This window comes from Streptomyces sp. NPDC023481, from assembly GCF_055560195.1.
In genome coordinates this window covers 1-17,146 of record NZ_JBVHJE010000023.1, presented here as the reverse complement: position 1 = coordinate 17,146, position 17,146 = coordinate 1, and the positions used below count along the sequence as shown (strand labels likewise).

General features: G+C 71.3%; 11 protein-coding genes. 7 read left to right on the top strand and 4 right to left on the bottom strand.

Going from position 1 to position 17,146, the window contains the following annotated elements; all coding sequences use genetic code 11:
• Positions 1-166 precede the first annotated feature (166 nt).
• On the top strand, positions 167-2,230 hold the full coding sequence (locus ACZ3ZD_RS33725; RefSeq protein ID WP_467406062.1) for an alpha-L-fucosidase: 2,064 nt from the start codon (positions 167-169) through the stop codon (positions 2,228-2,230).
• A 183-nt stretch (positions 2,231-2,413) separates the two neighbouring features.
• Here ACZ3ZD_RS33725 and ACZ3ZD_RS33720 read toward each other — a convergent pair whose 3' ends face one another.
• The 3 genes from ACZ3ZD_RS33720 to ACZ3ZD_RS33710 all read right to left on the bottom strand — a co-directional run bounded on the left by ACZ3ZD_RS33720 (position 2,414) and on the right by ACZ3ZD_RS33710 (position 5,922).
• Positions 2,414-2,977, bottom strand: a complete 564-nt coding sequence (locus tag ACZ3ZD_RS33720; RefSeq protein WP_467406058.1) for a dihydrofolate reductase family protein — start codon at positions 2,975-2,977, stop codon at positions 2,414-2,416.
• A 147-nt stretch (positions 2,978-3,124) separates the two neighbouring features.
• On the bottom strand, positions 3,125-5,431 hold the full coding sequence (locus tag ACZ3ZD_RS33715; protein WP_467406053.1) for an MFS transporter: 2,307 nt from the start codon (positions 5,429-5,431) through the stop codon (positions 3,125-3,127).
• Entirely contained in the window at positions 5,428-5,922 is a 495-nt protein-coding gene (locus ACZ3ZD_RS33710) for a MarR family winged helix-turn-helix transcriptional regulator (RefSeq protein WP_467406049.1), read from the bottom strand. The genes ACZ3ZD_RS33715 and ACZ3ZD_RS33710 overlap by 4 nt, the downstream gene beginning before the upstream one ends.
• Positions 5,923-6,552: 630 nt before the next feature.
• On the opposite strand from ACZ3ZD_RS33710, the gene ACZ3ZD_RS33705 reads away from it, so the two are divergent.
• From ACZ3ZD_RS33705 to ACZ3ZD_RS33680, 6 genes are all read left to right on the top strand, one after another.
• Positions 6,553-8,088 carry an AMP-binding protein gene (locus tag ACZ3ZD_RS33705; protein ID WP_467406046.1) on the top strand — a complete coding sequence of 512 codons (1,536 nt, stop codon included), beginning with the start codon at positions 6,553-6,555 and terminating at the stop codon, positions 8,086-8,088.
• A gap of 665 nt (positions 8,089-8,753) precedes the next feature.
• A complete protein-coding gene (locus ACZ3ZD_RS33700) occupies positions 8,754-10,016 on the top strand; it encodes a phenylacetate--CoA ligase family protein (RefSeq protein WP_467406043.1) in 1,263 nt (420 codons plus the stop codon).
• Complete coding sequence (locus tag ACZ3ZD_RS33695; protein ID WP_467406039.1) at positions 10,013-11,290, top strand: MFS transporter; 1,278 nt, start codon at positions 10,013-10,015, stop codon at positions 11,288-11,290. Before ACZ3ZD_RS33700 ends, ACZ3ZD_RS33695 begins: the two co-directional genes overlap by 4 nt.
• Positions 11,287-12,423, top strand: coding sequence for a GNAT family N-acetyltransferase (locus ACZ3ZD_RS33690; protein ID WP_467406037.1), 1,137 nt, complete (start codon positions 11,287-11,289; stop codon positions 12,421-12,423). The genes ACZ3ZD_RS33695 and ACZ3ZD_RS33690 overlap by 4 nt, the downstream gene beginning before the upstream one ends.
• Positions 12,420-13,586 (top strand): LuxE/PaaK family acyltransferase, encoded by a 1,167-nt coding sequence (locus tag ACZ3ZD_RS33685; RefSeq protein ID WP_467406035.1) that lies wholly within the window; start codon positions 12,420-12,422, stop codon positions 13,584-13,586. The genes ACZ3ZD_RS33690 and ACZ3ZD_RS33685 overlap by 4 nt, the downstream gene beginning before the upstream one ends.
• Positions 13,583-16,090 (top strand): acyl-CoA reductase, encoded by a 2,508-nt coding sequence (locus ACZ3ZD_RS33680; protein ID WP_467406032.1) that lies wholly within the window; start codon positions 13,583-13,585, stop codon positions 16,088-16,090. The genes ACZ3ZD_RS33685 and ACZ3ZD_RS33680 overlap by 4 nt, the downstream gene beginning before the upstream one ends.
• Before the next feature lie 190 nt (positions 16,091-16,280).
• Here ACZ3ZD_RS33680 and ACZ3ZD_RS33675 read toward each other — a convergent pair whose 3' ends face one another.
• Positions 16,281-17,006, bottom strand: a complete 726-nt coding sequence (locus tag ACZ3ZD_RS33675; protein ID WP_467406030.1) for a peptidylprolyl isomerase — start codon at positions 17,004-17,006, stop codon at positions 16,281-16,283.
• Positions 17,007-17,146 lie beyond the last annotated feature (140 nt).

The window sequence follows — 17,146 nt, the reverse complement described above, 5'->3', positions numbered from 1 at the left end:
CTGCTCTACCTCTGGACGGCATGGTTGAGCAACGTCTATAAATTCATCCGATGTGCCTGACCGGCACCGAGGGTCGGAAGGCACCGTGTCCCAGGTGCCCACGAACCCGGCGTCCTTCACCAGCCGCGCCCCGACCAGCACACCTCGACGAACCAGGAGCCGCACCATGTCCTCTGCACGTCTGAGCAGACGATCGCTGATCAAGGCCGCCGCGCTCGCCGGAGGCGTCGTGGCCTTCGGACTGCCGCAGGCCCTGTGGCCCGCCACCGCCGAGGCGTACACCGTCCCCTCCAAGATGGACTGGTGGTACCAAGCCCGGTTCGGGATGTTCATCCACTTCGGGTCCTACTCCTACCTCGGCCACGGTGAATGGGCCTTCTCCGGCGAGAGCTGGACCAAGGCCAACTACCAGACCCAGGTGTCCGCGAAGTTCAACCCCACCGCGTTCAACGCGGCGACCATCGCCCAACTGGCCGCGGACGCCGGGATGAAGTACCTGGTGATCACTGCCAAGCACCATGAGGGCTTCGCGATGTGGGACTCCAACGTCCCCGGCTTCACCGACACCAGCGGCACCAAGCTGTACAACCTCCACGACTACGCCGGTGTCCAGGGTGATCTGCTGGCGGCGCTCAAAACCGAGTGCGAGGCGCGAGGCGTCAAGTTCGGCCTCTACTACTCGATCCTGGACTGGAACCACCCCTCCCAGAACATCCGAGGCAACGGTCTCACCACGATGGCCTCGCAGGCCGCCCGCACGGGTTACATCGCCGACATGAAAGCCCAACTGCAGGAGCTGCTCGACCGCTACGACCCGGCGCTCCTGTGGTTCGACGGCGACTGGTTCGGCGAACCGTCCAGCCCCACCCTCCAGGACTGGTGGCTCCGCTCGGACGGTGTCGACCTCTACAACTGGTTGATCGCCCGCAAGCCCGGACTCGTCGTCAACGAACGGGTCAAGCGGGACTTCGGTCTGGGCGACTACACCGTCGCGGAGTTCGGTGTCCCCGACGCACCGCTGGAACGCCAGTGGGAGAGATGCGACACCATGAACGGCGCCTGGGGTTACAACGCGGGCCAGGAGAACTCCTACCAGCCCGTCAAGAACTTCGTTCAGGAGCTCGTCACCTGCGTCTCGCGGGACGGCAACTTCCTGCTGAACATCGGCCCCAAGGGCGACGGCTCGGTCACCAGCGGGTCCGTGACCATTCTTCGCGGCCTGGCCTCCTGGATGGCGACGTACGGCGACAGCGTGCACGGAGCCACGGCAAGCCCCTTCGGCGCCGACCCCAGCTGGGGAAGGGCCACCAAGAAGGACGGCAAGCTGTTCGCGCACGTCTTCACCTGGCCGTCCAACGGCGTGCTGCAGATCCCGGCGATCAGCAACACGATCAGCCGCGTCTACCTGATGAACAACCCCGCGGCCTCACTCGCCTACACCGTCAGCGGCGGCCAGATCAACGTCACCGTCCCGGCCACCGCACCGGACGCCAGTGACTCCGTGGTCTGCGTCGAGGTCAGCGGCGTCCCCACGTCCGCCGGCTCGGCCCGGGTGACGGTGTTCACGGACGTCGGTTACTCCTCGACGAGCGCCACACTGACGCTGGGCGACCACACCTCCTCCCAGCTGTCGGCCGCCGGAGTGGGGCCCGCGGCCATCTCCTCGCTGAGGGTGCCCCAGGGCTACCGGGTGACGGGCTACTCCGGCGACAACTTCACCGGCACGGCCTGGACCTTCACCGCGGACAATCCCGACCTGCGGACGACCGGCAACAACGACGCCATCGTCTCGCTGAAGGTCACCTTCAATCCAGCCTCGTACTTCCGGCTGATCAACGTGACGGACGGCCTGGCCCTGGACAGCGGCGGCAACGTCGCCAGCGGCTCCAGCCTCAAGCAGTGGACGCCGATCGACAACTCCAACCTCCAGTGGCAGGCCGTCGACCTCGGCAACGGCTACTACAAGCTGGTCAACCGCACCAACGGCATGGTCGCCGACGGCTGGGGCTCGACCGGCAACGGCGCTCCCGCCCAGCAGGCGGCCTGGAACGGCGGCCCCAACCAGCAGTGGCAGATCACGGACCGCGGCAACGGCCAGTACTCGATCGCAAACCGCGGTACCGGACTCGTCCTCGACGGCGGCGGACAGGTCCCCTCCGGATCCGTGACCAAGCAGTGGACGTGGGTGACCAGCACCAACCTGCTGTGGACCTTCCAGCCCACCTCCTGATCCCCCGGCGTGGCCGCGCCCCCCGCACCTCCTCCCGGGCGGAACGGCCACGCCGTGCCACGTCCGACGGCCGGGATCGCCGGGGGGCGGTCGTACGGGACGAGGGCTGATCAACGGGGGCCGTGCCGGCCGCGAAGGGTGAGGGCGAGATCGGGTGCCCGCCCGTGCGTTCCGGGCGGGCGCTCAGTGCCTCGTCTCGTACCTGGTCAGGATCACGCCGCAGGGAAACGTCCGTGTCTCCACCAGTTTCAGGTTCACCCGACTGTCCAGCGCCGCGAAGAACGGCGTGCCGCCGCCCACCAGGACCGGCGCGGTGGCCAGCACGTACTCGTCGATCAGCCCGGCGCGCATGGCCGCCCCGGCGAGCGTCGCGCCGCCGATGTCCATCGGGCCGCCGTCCTCGGCCTTGAGCCGGGTGATCTCGGCGACCGCGTCGCCGGTGACCAGGCGGGTGTTCCAGTCGACCGTGTCGATCGTCGAGGAGAACACCACCTTCGACATGTCCCGCCAGCGGCGCGCGAACTCGATCTCCGCCGGGGTGGCGTCGGGCTGCTGGTCGCCGGTCGGCCAGTAGGAGCTCATCGTCTGCCACAGCTTGCGCCCGTACAGCGACAGATCGGTCGCGAGCAACCTGTCGGACCAGAACCGGAACAGCTCGTCGCTCGGCACGCTCCAGCCGATGTCGTCGCCGGGCGCGGCTGTGTAGCCGTCCAGGGTCAGGTTCATGCCGTAGATCAGTTTCCGCATGGCGCCAGCCTTCCGCAGGTCGTTCTCACGCGTACAGACCGGCGCGGCGCGGGAAACTCATCGGTGCGCGCTCTGGGCTCGCATGCAGGACGAGCGTCGCCCGCCCGCTCCCCCGGGCGCGCACCGGCTTCCTCGTCCCGCCGTCCGTCACCCTTCGTCGTCGGATCCCAGGCGGAGATCCACCTGCCGGTCGTCGCCTTCTGCCAGCACCACGTCCACGACGACCGGGGCGTAGCCCGAGGTCACGACGGTGTACGTGCCCGGGGCCAGGCCGTTCAGGGTGTACGTGCCGTCGGCGACGGTCAGCGCGGAGGCGATCACCTCGCCCGACGTGTCCAGCAGGGTGATGCGCGCGTCCGCGACGGGGAGACCGGTGTGCCGGTGACGCACGGTCCCCTGGACGGTGCCCGTGCCGGCCAGCGTGACGTCCGCGACGACGGCTTCCTCTCCGCTGGTCACCCGCACGGCGCCGGGCCAGTGCCCCTCGGCCGAGACGACCACCGTGTACGACGAGGGGGGCTCTGTGGTCGCCAGCGTGTAGGTGCCGTCCTCGTCGGTCCTGCCCAGTGCCCTCTGCCGGCCGGATCGGTCGACCACGGTGAGGGCCGCGTGGGCGATGGGCTGTCCTGCGCTGTCGCGTACCCGGCCGCGCAGCACCCCGGCGGAGGGGCCGGCCACGTCCGGGGTCGGCGCGGCGGTCGGCGCCGGGGCCGTCGGCCGACTCCGGCTCGTCGCCACCGCGGTGCGACCTCGGATCAGGGAGGCGAGCGCGGCGGCCACGGACATGGCGATGGCGAGGGAGAAGACCACGACCAGGCCGTCGTGGAACGGCTGCGAGATCAGGTGGGGGAAGAACTCACGTCCGGTGAGGTGTGCCGCGGCCGAGGGTGAAAGGTGGCCGAGGATCGACGGACCGAGCAGGTGCTGGATCGGGTTGTAGCCGAGGAACGCGGCGAACAGGACGCCCACCGGCGGCAGTTGCGCCACGGTGTGGGCAGCGCCGGCCGGGACGCCCTGCGCGGTCAGCCCGGACGTGAGGGTGCGGGAGAGGGTGCCGGAGAGTCCGGCCACCATGAGGGAGAAGAACACCCCCATGGACAGCACCATGCCGGCGTTCTGGAAGGTCGCGCGCATGCCTGAGGCGGCGCCTCGGGCGTCGGCCGGCACGTTCGACATGATGATGGCCGTGTTGGGAGCGGCGAACAGCCCGCCTCCGAGGCCGTTGAGCAGGATCAGGGCGGCGAACGCCCCGTAGGAGAAGTCGCTGGGCAGGACGAGCAGTCCGGCGAAGGACACCGCCATCACCAGGAAGCCGGAAGCAGCGAACAGCCGCGCGCCGAACTTGTCGGACAACGCACCGGAGAGGGGCCCGGCGAGCAGGAAGCCCACGGTCAGCGGCAGCATGTAGATGCCCGCCCACAGGGGGGTGTCGGCGTAGTCGTAGCCGTGCAGCGGCAGCCAGATGCCCTGGAGCCAGATGATCAGCATGAACTGCAGTCCGCCCCGCGCGACGGCGCCCAGCAACGTGGCGGCGTTGCCCCCGGCGAAGGCCGCGTTGCGGAACAGGCGCAGCGGGAACATCGGCTCGGCGACCTTCATCTCCACGACGCAGAAGACCGCGAGCAGGGCAGCACCTCCGACCAGCCCCGCCAGCACCCACGGGTTGGTCCAGCCCATCGTGTGGCCGCCGTACGGCTGGATGCCGTAGGTGATCCCGGCGAGCAACGCGGTCAGACCGACGGCGAAGGTGATGTTGCCCCACCAGTCCATGCGTCCCGGCCTGCGCACACCGGTCTCGTGCAGCGACTTGTACGCCCACACCGTGCCGATCAGACCGATGGGGACGTTGACCCAGAAGATCGACCGCCAGTTCCAGGTGACCAGGACTCCGCCGAGGACCAGCCCGAGGAACGAACCGGCGATGCCGGCCACCATGTTGACTCCCAGCGCCATACCGCGCTGCCGCAGGGGGAAGGCGTCGGTGAGGATCGCCGCGGAGTTGGCCATCAGCATCGAACCGCCGACGGCCTGCACGATGCGCCAGCCGATCAGCCACAGCGCCCCGCTGCCGCCGTGGAAGGGGTCGAGCGAGAGGACCACGGAGGTGAGCGTGAAGATCAGGAAGCCCGCGTTGTAGATGCGGACCCTGCCCATCATGTCGCCGAGCCTGCCGAGCGCGACGACCAGGACGGCGGTGACGAGCATGTACCCCATCAGCATCCACAGCAGGTAGCTGACGTTCGCGGGCTGCAACGGGTCGAGGCGGATGCCGGTGAAGATGCCGGGCAGCGAGATCAGCACGATGGAACTGTTGATGGTGGCGAGGAGCATGCCCACCGTGGTGTTGGTCAGCGCCACCCACTTGTAGCCGGGGTGGTCCGAGCCGATCAGACTCCGACGGCGCCCCGCTCGGCCGACGTCATGCGCTGTGTGGTCGGTCTTCCTGGTCGTCATTCCTCGCTCCCGTTGTCTTGCCGTTCGGACGGGGGAGTCGGCTGCGGACCGTTTCCGAGCATGCGCTGGACGAGCGGAGCGACGACGTCCATCGCCGCGCCCAGTGCTCGCCGGTCGTCGTCCGGCAGCGCGGCCACCAGGTCGGCCAGGCCGGCGTCCCGGGCCTTGCGGCGTGCGGCGAGGACCTGGCGCCCGGTGTCGCTGATCGCGACGAGGGTCACTCGTCCGTCCTCCTCGTCGTCGATGCGCAGGACCAGGCCCTGGCGTTCCAGCCGTTGCACCAGTTGGGTCATCGACGGCTGGGTCACGCCTTCCGCCGCCGCCAGGAGAGTGAGCCGGACGGGGCCTTCGCGTTCGAGCCGGGCCAGGGTGGAGGCGGCGGTGAAGCTCATGCCACGGCGATCGGCCACGGCCCTGATCACGGCCGAGGCGGTCTCCGCCAGCGCGTGGGCGGTCTTCCGGGCGTCCGGGTCTTCGGAACTGTGGTCCACACTCTCCAAGTATCACCCTCCTATATAGGCAGCCTATAAAAATTTCGTATGGAATTTCCGCGGTGCTCGGGAGGCGAGGCGCCGACGGACGAGGTTGCCGGTGACCTCCCCCCTCCCCGACACAGCCGCAGCGGGACGCCGGCGGCAGCGAGGCGGACCACGGGTGGCCTGCCGCCCGCCGGCCCGGAGCGGAGGCCGCCGCTGGTCGGCCGACGGGCGGCGCGCCTCCTCGCCCAGTGCCGGGGGTGGCGCGCTTCCCTGCCCAGTGCCGGGGCGCCTCCGCCTGCAGGCGCGTCGGCAGCGGCGCCATCGCGCCGCCGATGGCACCGGTCAGTCGCGGACCGGGGTCGCCTGTCCCACGGACGGTGCGGCATGCGTCCGTCCCGTGGACGATCACCATGTCGACGCCACGCCGGAGTTGGTAATGATCACCAAGACGTCCTAGAGTCGATACATGGTTGGCCCAGGCAACCTTTTGTAGGGGTCCCCGGCCATCCCGCGTGGAGCAGGCCCGATGTGACCGAGGTCCGAACCGACCGAGGTCATGAGGCACCCGCTCCCGTCCCCCCACATATGTACGACCACCACACGGCCCGCGCCCGCACGCGAACGGGCTGAGGAGAATCACCCATGCCGAATGCCGCCCCGTACTTCCGCACCCATGTGGAGCACATCCTCGACGCCCTGATGGAGAACCCCGACCGCGAGGCGTTGGTGCACGGGAACCACCGGGTCAGTGCCGGGGAGCTGCGTGCCCTGGTGCTCCGGATGGCGTGGGCCCTGCAGGAGCAGGGAGTCGAACGCGGCCACACGGTCACCCTGCTCAGCGGCAACCTGCCGGAGGCCCTGGCCGCGCGGTACGCGGCCAATCTGATCGGCGCCCGGGTCAACCACCTGTACAGCAAGCTCGCTTCCGACGTACAGACCGCGATCGTCCGCGACGTGGAGACCCGCGCACTCGTCGTCGACCCGCGGATGACCGACCGGGCCGCCGAGATCATCGACTCCGTTCCGGTCAAGTCCGTCCTGGTACTCGGCCCGACCGACATGGGTGAGGATCTCCTCGCGCTCGCCGCGGCCCGGTCCGAAGAGCCCTTCACCAGCCGGGCGCGGCCGGACGACATCTGCGCCATCCGGCACACCGGCGGCACCACCGGCCACCCGAAGGGCATCTGCACCACCTTCCGGCAGGTGCAGGCGCAGCGCGCCGCGCGCCCGGTCGACCACGACGCGGCCTCCACGCACCGCCAGCTCGTCGCCACCACCATCGCCCACGCGGCCGGCATGCTCACGGACGCCGTGCTCGAAGGGGGCGGTGCCGTGGTCATGCTCGACGAGTTCGAGGCGGGGCAGGTGCTCGAGGCCATCGAGCGGGAGCGCATCACCCACATGTGGCTGCTGCCGCCCCTCCTCTACCAGCTGCTCGACCACCCCGCCATGGAGCACACCGACACCTCCACGCTGCGCCAGGTGCTCTACGGCGGCTGTCAGGCCTCTCCGGCACGACTCGCCGACGCCGTGCGCCGCCTCGGTCCCGTGCTGGTGCAGGGGTACGGCCAGAACGAGGCAGGACTGATCAGCATCCTCTCCTCGGACGACCATGCGCGCCCCGAGCGGCTGCGCAGCTCCGGAAAGGTCCTGGACGGCGTCGAGGTCGAAATCCGGGACACCGCCGGGAACGCGCTCCCCGACGGTGAACACGGCGAGATCGTCGTGCGTTCCGCCATGGTCATGCAGGGTTACTGGAAGCAGCCGCAGCTCACCGCCCAGGTCCTCCAGGACGGCTGGCTGCACACCGGTGACATCGGGTTCCGGGACGGCGACGGCTACCTGACCGTCGTGGACCGCCTCAAGGACATGATCGTCGTCGTCGGCGGCCACGTGTACACGACAGAGCTGGAGGATCTCCTCAACAGCCACCCGCAGGTCCGGCAGAGCGCCGTCTACGGCGTCCGGGACGAGGACCGCATGGAGCGCGTCCACGCCGCCGTCCTACTCGCCCCCGGAGCCACGACCACCGCCGACGAGCTCCGCGCCTTCGTGCGCGCCGAACGCGGCTCCATGTACGAGCCGGCCTGCATCACCTTCCCCGCCGAACTGCCCCTCACCGACGTGGGCAAGCCCGACAAGAAGGAGCTGCGCCGCCGGGCCATGGCCCCCGCGTGATCGTGCTCGCCGCGCAGCGTCCGGGTGGTGGCCCGGCCCGCCGGTGACGGGTGCGGTGGCGGGCGGCGGGCGGCAGGCGGGGCGCTGACGACTACTGCTGCCGGCAGTGACGGCTCCGGCTCAGCCGGCACCGAGTCCGCGTGCGTGGCGCTGAACGGCACGCCCCGCCACCGACGCCGTCCCCCCAGGGCGGACACCACGTCCGGTCCCTCCGCGGAGCCCCGGGAGCGCGCACCGCGGGCAGGACTCCCCCTCCCGGCGCGAGCCGATGTCATTGATCGGTGAACGAAAATTCCTCGCAGCACCGAGAGGACTGCCCGGAAATCCGGCACGGGATGACCGCCTTCCATAAGGCGTCCTTCACTCGCATTCAACGAGCGGTTATACCTGGCCGATGGAATGTGATCACCGTCTCGGCATTCGAAGGAACCGAACAACTCGGACCCTCGTCCACGAGGCTCAAAATCCCTTCACGCACTGCTACTTGGCGTAAGACCGTCCCGCATAGTGAGATATCCTGAGTCGGCGGACGTCGCGCCCGTCAGGGGCGCGCCGCTTTCCCAGGCCCTCAGCGACCTGGTCCACACCCGCCCCGGCGGGCCGTCCCCGTCGCACCTCGCCGGTCGCCTTCCGTGCCGGCGGTCCACGCCTTCGAGCAGGAATTGATGCCCGTTCAACCATTCGCGGAACTCATACGTTTCGCCCGTGACAACTCGCCTTTCTACCGTGAGCTGTACGCCCGGCTTCCCGAGGGAGTCGACCGTCTCACGGACCTCCCGGTGGTGCCCCAGGCCGAGTTCTGGCAGGCCAATTCACCCCGCGGCAACCGATTGCTGACCGCTCCCCTCAACGAAGCGGTCGTCTTCCGCAGCGGCGGGACGACCGGGTCACCGAAGTTCTCCTACTACACCCGCACGGAGTGGCGGGAGTTCACGACCGCGTTCGGTGCCGGGCTGGTCCGTGCGGGACTGCGGCCCGGACACCGGGTGGCGGACCTCTTCTACGCCGGTGACCTGTACGCCAGCTTCACCTTCGTGCTGGACTCCCTGCACCGCTCCCCCGTGGCCAACGTGCGCCTGCCCCTCGGCGGTGCGGCACCGCTGGAGTCCACCGTGGCGACGCTGGAGGAGTTCGGGGTCCAGGCGGTCGCCGGTACACCGACCACCCTGTGCTCGCTCGCCGAGTACCTCACCGGCGCCGGCCGCACGTTGCCCGAGGTGGAGCTGTTGTTCTTCGGCGGGGAATGCCTCTTCGGTGACCAACTGCCCCTGCTCGAGGCGGCGTTCCCGAACGCCCGGCCGCGTTCCCTCGGGTACGCGAGCGTGGACGCGGGGCTGCTCGGCGAGGCCGTGCCCGGCGACGACCCGCGGGTGCACCGCGCGTTCACCCCCTACACGGTGGTCGAGATCCTCGGCGACGGGACCGACCTCCCCGTCGAGGGGAACGGTGTGCCGGGGCGGCTCGTCATCACCGACCTGCGCAGGCGGCTCATGCCGGTGATCCGCTACCCGGCGGGCGACCGGGCCGAGTGGGTCGACCGCGACTCCGGTGTCTTCCGCATCCTCGGCCGTGCCGAGGAGGGCGTGCGGGTGGGACCCGTCTCGCTGTACACCGAGGACGTCCATGACGTCGTCCGAGCCGTCGACGCATCGGGCGAGGTGACGGGCCTGCAACTGGTCGTGCGCCGGCGGGACGGGCGCGACGGGCTGCTGCTGCGGCTCGCGGTCGCCGACCCCGCCGAGGGACGGGAGAAGCTGGGCGAGTCCGTCGTGGCCGCGCTGCTGGCGGAGCGTCCCCTGTACGCGACCGCGACCGCCGCCGGACACGTGAACCCGCTGACCGTCGAGTGGGTGCGGCACCGGGACCTGGCGGTCAACTCCCGTTCGGGCAAGCTCGTGCGCGTCGTCGACGAACGGCCGCATTCGTGAGCGCGGCATCCGTGCGGGCGCGGCGCCTGCCGCTCGTCCTGCGCAACCCGTCCTTCGGCAGGGTCTGGGGCGGTCAGCTCCTCACCCAGGCGGCGGGCCGCATGTTCCAGGTCGGTGCCGTGTGGTGGCTCGTCGGCTCGGCGGGCGGCGCGCACCGCGGCCTCGCCTCGGGCCTGTTCCTCATGGTGAGCACCCTGCCCGCGGTCGCGCTCGCCCCGGTCGTGGCCCGCGTCGTGGCCCGCTGCGCGCACCGCACGGTGCTGTCCGGCGCGGCGGCCGTGGCGGGGGCTGTGGCGGGTACGGGGGCGGTCCTGGCGTATGCCGGGACGCTGCCCGTGGCCGCCGTCTACGCGGTCGGGCTGGCGCTGGCCGCCTGTCAGGCGGTGTTCGATCCCTGCCTGACCACCTCGGTGCCCGAACTGGTCGAGGACGCCGACATCGAGTCGGCCACCGGGTTCGAACTGTCCACCCAGTCCGTCGCCGGGCTGAGCGGCGGGCTGCTCGGCCCGCTGGTGGTCGACGCGGGCTCGCTGACCGCCGTCATCACCGCGTGCGCCGGCGCGTACCTGCTCTCCGCGCTGCTGGTCGCCACCACCCTGTTCCCGCGGACGCGGCCGGGGGACGCGGAGGCCGACGGGACGTCCCCGGGGCGGCGCTCACTGCGCGAGGTGCTGGCCGGCCTGCCGTTCATCCGCCGGGTGCTGGTCTGTTTCGCCGCCGCCAACGTCTTCACCACCGCCGTCTACGTCGTGATGCCGCTGTACACCCGGGACGTGCTGCACGCGACCGGCTCCACGGTGGCCTCGCTGGAGGCGGCCCTCGGTGCCGGCACCCTCATCGGGTCCTTCACCGGGGGCCGGCTGCCCGGCCGTCCCGTCGCCGTCGGCAGCGCCTGCCTCGCGGTGATGGCCGCGGCCCTGGGCCTGCCGGGGCTGCTCATCCGGCAGCCGGCGGCCCTCCTGTCGATGGCCGTGGCCGGCTGGTGCGTCGGTGTGATCGGTGTGCGGTTCGTCGCGCTGTTCCAGCGACTCGTGCCCGCCGCCGACAAGCCGGGGTTCTTCGCGGTCATGCAGGCGCTGCTGGGCGCCACCTTCCCGGTGTCCTCACTGGTCTTCGGTGCGCTGGGCGACCATCTGACGGCTCGCGCGCTCTGCCTGCTCCAGGGCGCGGGTCTGGTACCGGTGGCGCTGGCACTGTGGTGGCTGGGCCGCCGCCACGACGCCGAAGCCGAGCCGGTGCCCGCCGTACCGGAGCCGGCGGGAGCGGCGTCGTGACCGTCGTCCTCTCCCCCGCCCGCGTCCAGGACATCGCGGAACTGCGGCAGTTGTACTTCGAGGTGTACGGGCACGGCTATCCGGTGCCGCTCGGCAGCGATCCGGCGGTCATGCGCCGGCTGATCACCGACGGCACCGCGCACTGGCTCACCGCCCGCACGGGTGGCGGCGCCCTGGTGGGTTCCGCCGTCGTGCTGACCGAACCGGGCAGCCGCATCGGCAAGCTCGTCGGCCTGGCCGTGCACCCCGGTCATCGCGGTGGCGGGCTCGCCTCCCGGCTGACCGGGGCGGTGTGCGCCACGGCCTTCGGCACCGGCGCACTGGACTCGGTGTACGCGACCGTCCGGCTGGTCACCGAGGGCCCGCAGCACGTCGTCGTGCGCAACGGTTTCCGGCCGCTCGGCCTGCTGCCGAACGCCGTCGAGGTCGAGGGGTGCGAGACCCTGGCGCTGTTCGCCCGCTACGCCGACGGCGTGCTGGAACACCGCGCACCGGTACCGAGTGTGCCCGAACGGCTGGGGCCGCTGCTGACCGCCGTGTCCGCCGGCGTCGGCATCGACCACGCCGGCACCCGGCCGGTGCCCCGCCGCGGCGCGGTGCGCGCGGTCGCCGGTGCCGAGCCGATCGAGCTGATCACCGCCCCGGCCTTCGTCCGGCGCCGCTTCCTGGAGCTGTTCCCGCAGCCCGACGACCGCTTCTTCCCGCTGCACACGCCCAACGCGTTCCTGGTCGCAGCCGACGGCAGCTTCGAGGCGTACGCCGACCTCGACGCCGTAGCGGGAAGCTGTGCGCTCGTCGCCGTCCATCCGCGTCCCGCCGCGGTGGCCGGGGCCCTGGAAGCCGTGATGGCCGCGGTGACCCGGGCCGGCGCGGACTACGCCGAGGCGCTGTTGCCGCTGGCCGACTCCGAGGCGCTCGAGGTGTTCCTCGCCTCGGGGTTCGTACCGAGCGCGGTCTACCCGGCCATGCGCCGCGTCGGCGACCGCCTCCACGACTACGTGGTCCTGTCGCGGACCAGCCGTCAGATCGACTTCCGCACCACCGCCGTCAGCCCGCTGCTCCAGCCGTACCTCAGCGCCTACCTGAGTGCCTGGACCGCCACCTACCTGCCCCTCCACGAGGTCTCCCGATGAAACCCCATCTCGCGCCCGTCCAGGTCCCCGACCCGGCGGCGCTCGGCCATGTGCAGCGGCTCTGCGACCTGCCGGAGCCGTACGCCCAGGGCCGGGCCGTCGACGAGTTGTTCGCCGCCGCCATGGCGGAGACGAACGCCTGGCACGCCGACCGCTCCCCCTTCTTCGCCGGCCTGCTCCAGGACCCGGCCGAGACGCCCGCGCCGACCGTCGGCAGCGGGGTGCGCGCCCCGCTGGTGCCCGCCGCCTTCTTCAAGCGCCACGAGGCGCTCTCCATCCCGCGCGAGGAGGTGTTCCTGCACCTGACGTCCTCGGGGACCACGGGACAGAAGTCGCAGATGTTCTTCGACGAGTGGACCATCCGCTCGGCGCAGCGCATGGTGGCCCGGATCTTCGACCACTACGGCTGGATCACCCCCGACCAACCGGTCAACTACCTGCTGTACAGCTACGAACCGGCGCCCTCGCTGAAACTGGGCACGTCGTTCACCGACAACTACCTGTGCGACTTCGCCCCGGCCCGGCACTCCACGCACGCGCTGCGGCACACCGGCAGCGGCCACGAGTTCGACGTGCACGGCTGCATCGCCGCGCTGCGGCGCTACGCCGAGGACGATGTGCCGGTGCGCATCCTGGGCTTCCCGGCGTTCCTCTACTTCACGCTGGAGCGGATGCGGGCGATGGGCCTGCCGCCGCTCGCCCTTCCCGAGGGGTCGCTGGTGGTCCTCGGCGGCGGCTGGAAGGGCCACGCCGACCGGCAGATCGGAAAGGACGCGTTCTACGGCGCGGTCACCGACCTCCTCGGGGTGCCGGGGGACCGGGTGCGCGACACCTTCGGCTCGGTCGAGCACTGTGTGCCGTACGTCGAGTGCGCGCACCACCGGCTGCACGTACCCGTGTGGTCGCGCGCGGCCGTACGCGACACCGGCACGCTGCGCCCGCTGCCGTACGGCGAACGCGGCTTCCTGCATCTGGTCAGCCCCTACATCACCTCCGTGCCCGCGCACAGCGTGGTGATGGGCGACCTCGCGTCGCTGCACCCGGGCGACGCCTGCCCCTGCCCGCTGTCCACCGACTGGTTCACCGTGCACGGGCGCGCCGGGGTGAGCCGCAACCGCAGCTGCGCGGTGGCCGCCGCCGAACTGATGAAGGGAATGTCGTGACCACCTCCGAACGCCACTACTGGCAGGGCGAGTTCATCGACGACGCGGAGGCCGGCCGGCGGCTCGCCGGGCTGCCGGAGCTGGCCGGGCGCGTCCTGACGCGTTCCCTGCCCACCGACGTGGTGGTGGGGGCCTGCGCCGCGGTCGGCCGCGACCTGGCCGACCCCTCCTCCGCCCTGTACGGCCGCCTCACCGGGCACCTGCCGGCCGACGAGGCCGCGGCCGTCCTGTCCGAGCTGTCCGCCGCGCTCACCCGGGAGGCCCTCGAACGCAAGCTGCGGCGGGAACTCGGCGGTCTGCGCCCCGAGCGGCTGACCCGGCCGGAGGCCCGCGAGACGGTGTACGAGGCCTGGGCACCCGTCGGCCTGCTGGTGCACATCGCACCGGGCAACGCCGCGGCGGTGGCCCCGCTGAGCGTCGTCGAGGGGCTGCTGGCCGGCAACCTCAACGTGCTCAAGACCAGCGGTTCCGACCCGGGTCTCGCCCTGGACGTGCTCGCCGCGCTCGGCGCGGCCGACCCCTCCGGGCTGATCGCCGAACGCGTCATCGCCCTGTCCTTCTCGTCCTCGCGCCGTGAGTGGCTCCAAGCGCTGTGCGGACAGGCGGACGCCATCGCGGTGTGGGGCGGCGAGGACGCGGTGCGCACGGCGGGCGAACTGGCGCCGCCCGGCTGCCGGGTGGTCGAGTGGGGCCACCGGATCTCCTTCGCCTATCTGACCCGGCGGGCGGCGTCCGACGACGGCGTCCTCGACGCGCTAGCCGAGGACGTCTGCCGGCTCGAACAGCAGGCGTGTTCCAGCCCGCAGGTGGTGTATCTCGACACCGACGAAAGCGAAGAGCTCTTCGCGTGGGCCGGACGGTTCGCCGAGCGGCTCGCGAAGGCGTCCGCCGCGCGGCCGCCGTCCGCCGCGCCGGGCACGGCCGAGCAGGCGGAGATCACCACCGTGCACCAACTCGCCCGACTGGAACAGCACCTGGGCCTGACCCGGGTGTTCGCCGCGGAGGACGGCTCCTGGCGGGTACTGGCCGACACCCGGTCCGCGCTCGACGCCTCCCCGCTGTACCGCACGATCCGGCTGAAGCCCCTGCCCCGGCACGCGGTCACCGCGACCCTTCGGCCCATGCGCCGCTACCTGCAGACGGCGGCGGTCGGGGCCGACCGCGCGGACCTGGCCGCGCTGTCCCGGGTGCTCCTCGCCGCGGGCGTCACCCGCGTCACCCCGGTCGGTTCCATGCTGGAGAGCTACGAAGGCGAACCGCACGACGGCGTCTACGCGTTGCAGCGCTACAGCCGCCGGGTGAGCGTGCGCACCGCGGACGCGGACTTCCGCACCGTGGCCTGCCTGGACGACCTGGTGGCCCCTCCGGTGCCGCCGCCCACGCCGGACGCGCCGCTGCTGGGCAAGGACGGCGTCCAGCGTGCGCTGGCCTCCCTGGAACCGCGCCACGCCCAGCTGTACTTCCACAGCGGGGGATCCACGGGCGCGCCCGCGCTGTCGGTGTTCACCTGCGACGACTACGACAACCAGATGCGTGCCGCGGCGGACGGGCTGCTCACCGCCGGTTTCGACCCGGCCCGGGACCGCGCGGCGAACCTGTTCTACTGCGGCGGGATGTACGGCAGTTTCATCAGCTTCTTCTCCATTCTGGAGCGACTCGACGCCACCCAGTTCCCCATCGCCGCGGACTCCGACCACGCCTCGGTGGCCAAGGCGCTGGTCACCCACCGGGCGGACACCGTCTTCGGCATGCCGTCCTACCTGTGGCAGCTGTTCCACGCCGAGGCGGACCGGTTGCGTGCCTACGGCGGCATCCGCAAGGTGTTCTACGGCGGCGAGCACTTCACCGCCGAGCAACGCCGTGTACTGACCGAGGAGTTCGGGGTCCAGGTGATCCGCTCCGCGGCCTACGGCAGCACCGACCTGGGGCCCCTGGGCTACCAGTGCGCCTCCTGCGAGGGCTCGGTCCACCACGTGCTGACCGACCTGCACACGCTGGAGATCCTCGACCCGCACGAGGACCGGCCGGTGGCGCCGGGCGAGCCCGGGCGACTGGTGTTCACCTCCAGGGCGCGGGCCGGACAGCGACTGGACCGCTACGAGATCGGGGACCTGGGGCGGGCGGTGCCGGGCGCGTGCGCGTGCGGCAGCCATGTGCCGCGTCTGGAACTGCTCGGGCGCTACGGCGACGTGGTACGCGTGGGTACCTACTTCATCAACTACCGCAGGATCATACGGGCGTTGGAGGAGCGACTCGGCTACCACGGTGAGGCCCAGCTGGTGGTGGCCCCGGGGATCGACCGGGAGCGGATGACGGTCCGGCTCGACGAGCAGTACGCGCCGGACGCCGACACCGCGCGGGAAGCTCTCTGCGCCGAGGTGGCGGAACTCGCCTCGGCGCAGACGGAGGGCCTGCTGTCCCTCGCCGTGCAGACGGTCCGCAGGGAGGAGTTCGAGCGCACGGCGACCAGCGGCAAGCTGCGCACGGTCATCGACCTGCGCTAGGTGTGGGAGTGCTGGTCGCAGCCACTCACCTGTGGCTGCGACCGGCACGCTCGCTCCAGGAGCGGCGGGCGAGTGCCGGCGACCGGGGGGGCGGGCAGGACCGAACGGCGGGCGCCGGTGCAGGGTCGTACGCGTGCCTGCTCCGGCAGCCCACTCGGCTGTCGGCCCACGGTGACCGCACCCCAGCTCGTCAGGGCCGGCAGGACGGCCGGACGCTGAGCAGTTCGGTCCGCAGCACGGGCGTGCCGTCGACAGGCGCCGGATCCTGCGAAGTCGGCTGGACACCGCCGGCAGCGATCTTGTCGAGCGTCTTCAGGCCGGCTGCACCGACCGTGCCGAACACCGTGTAGTCCGGTCGCAGCGCGGAGTCGCCGTAGACGACGAAGAACTGCGAACCGTTCGTGTTCGGACCGGCGTTGGCCATCGCCAGCAGACCGCGCCCGTAGAGGCGACGGGTGCCGGTCGGATCGCTCGGTGCCGGCGGCAGGTCCAGCGGAAGCTCGTCCTTGTACGCGTACCCCGGACCGCCCTCGCCGGTGCCGGTCGGGTCGCCACACTGCAGGACCTTCAGCGTCGGATACGCCGTCAGCCGATGGCACACCGTACGGTCGTAGAACCGGTGCCGCGCCAGGTGCACGAAGCTCTGGACCGTGCACGGCGCCTTCGCCCGGTCCAGGCGCAGCGGGAGCGGGCCCTGGCTGGTCCGGACAGCCGTGTCGACCGTGCCGTGACCGGGGGTGTGCCGCGGGTCGGGCGGCAGCGGAACCGGCCGCGCCGCCGGCTCGTCCGGGGTCTGGGTGTACTGGCAAGGACCGTGCGTGGTGCGCGGCGGGGCAGCGGAAGCGGAGGCGGTGGTACCGCCCCCGGACACGACCAACGCCGCTGCCGCCAACGCGGTCATGAGAGCTCGGTTCATCCTGCGCACCCTCCAGAAGATCGCCAGATTTCGGAGCGGTCGCATCCTAGGTGTTCTGTCCGGGGAGGTTGTGGACGGGTGAGTCAGATCTCGGCTGAGGGATCTTGAACGGGTGAGGGCCTTCCGGTTCGGTGTGGATT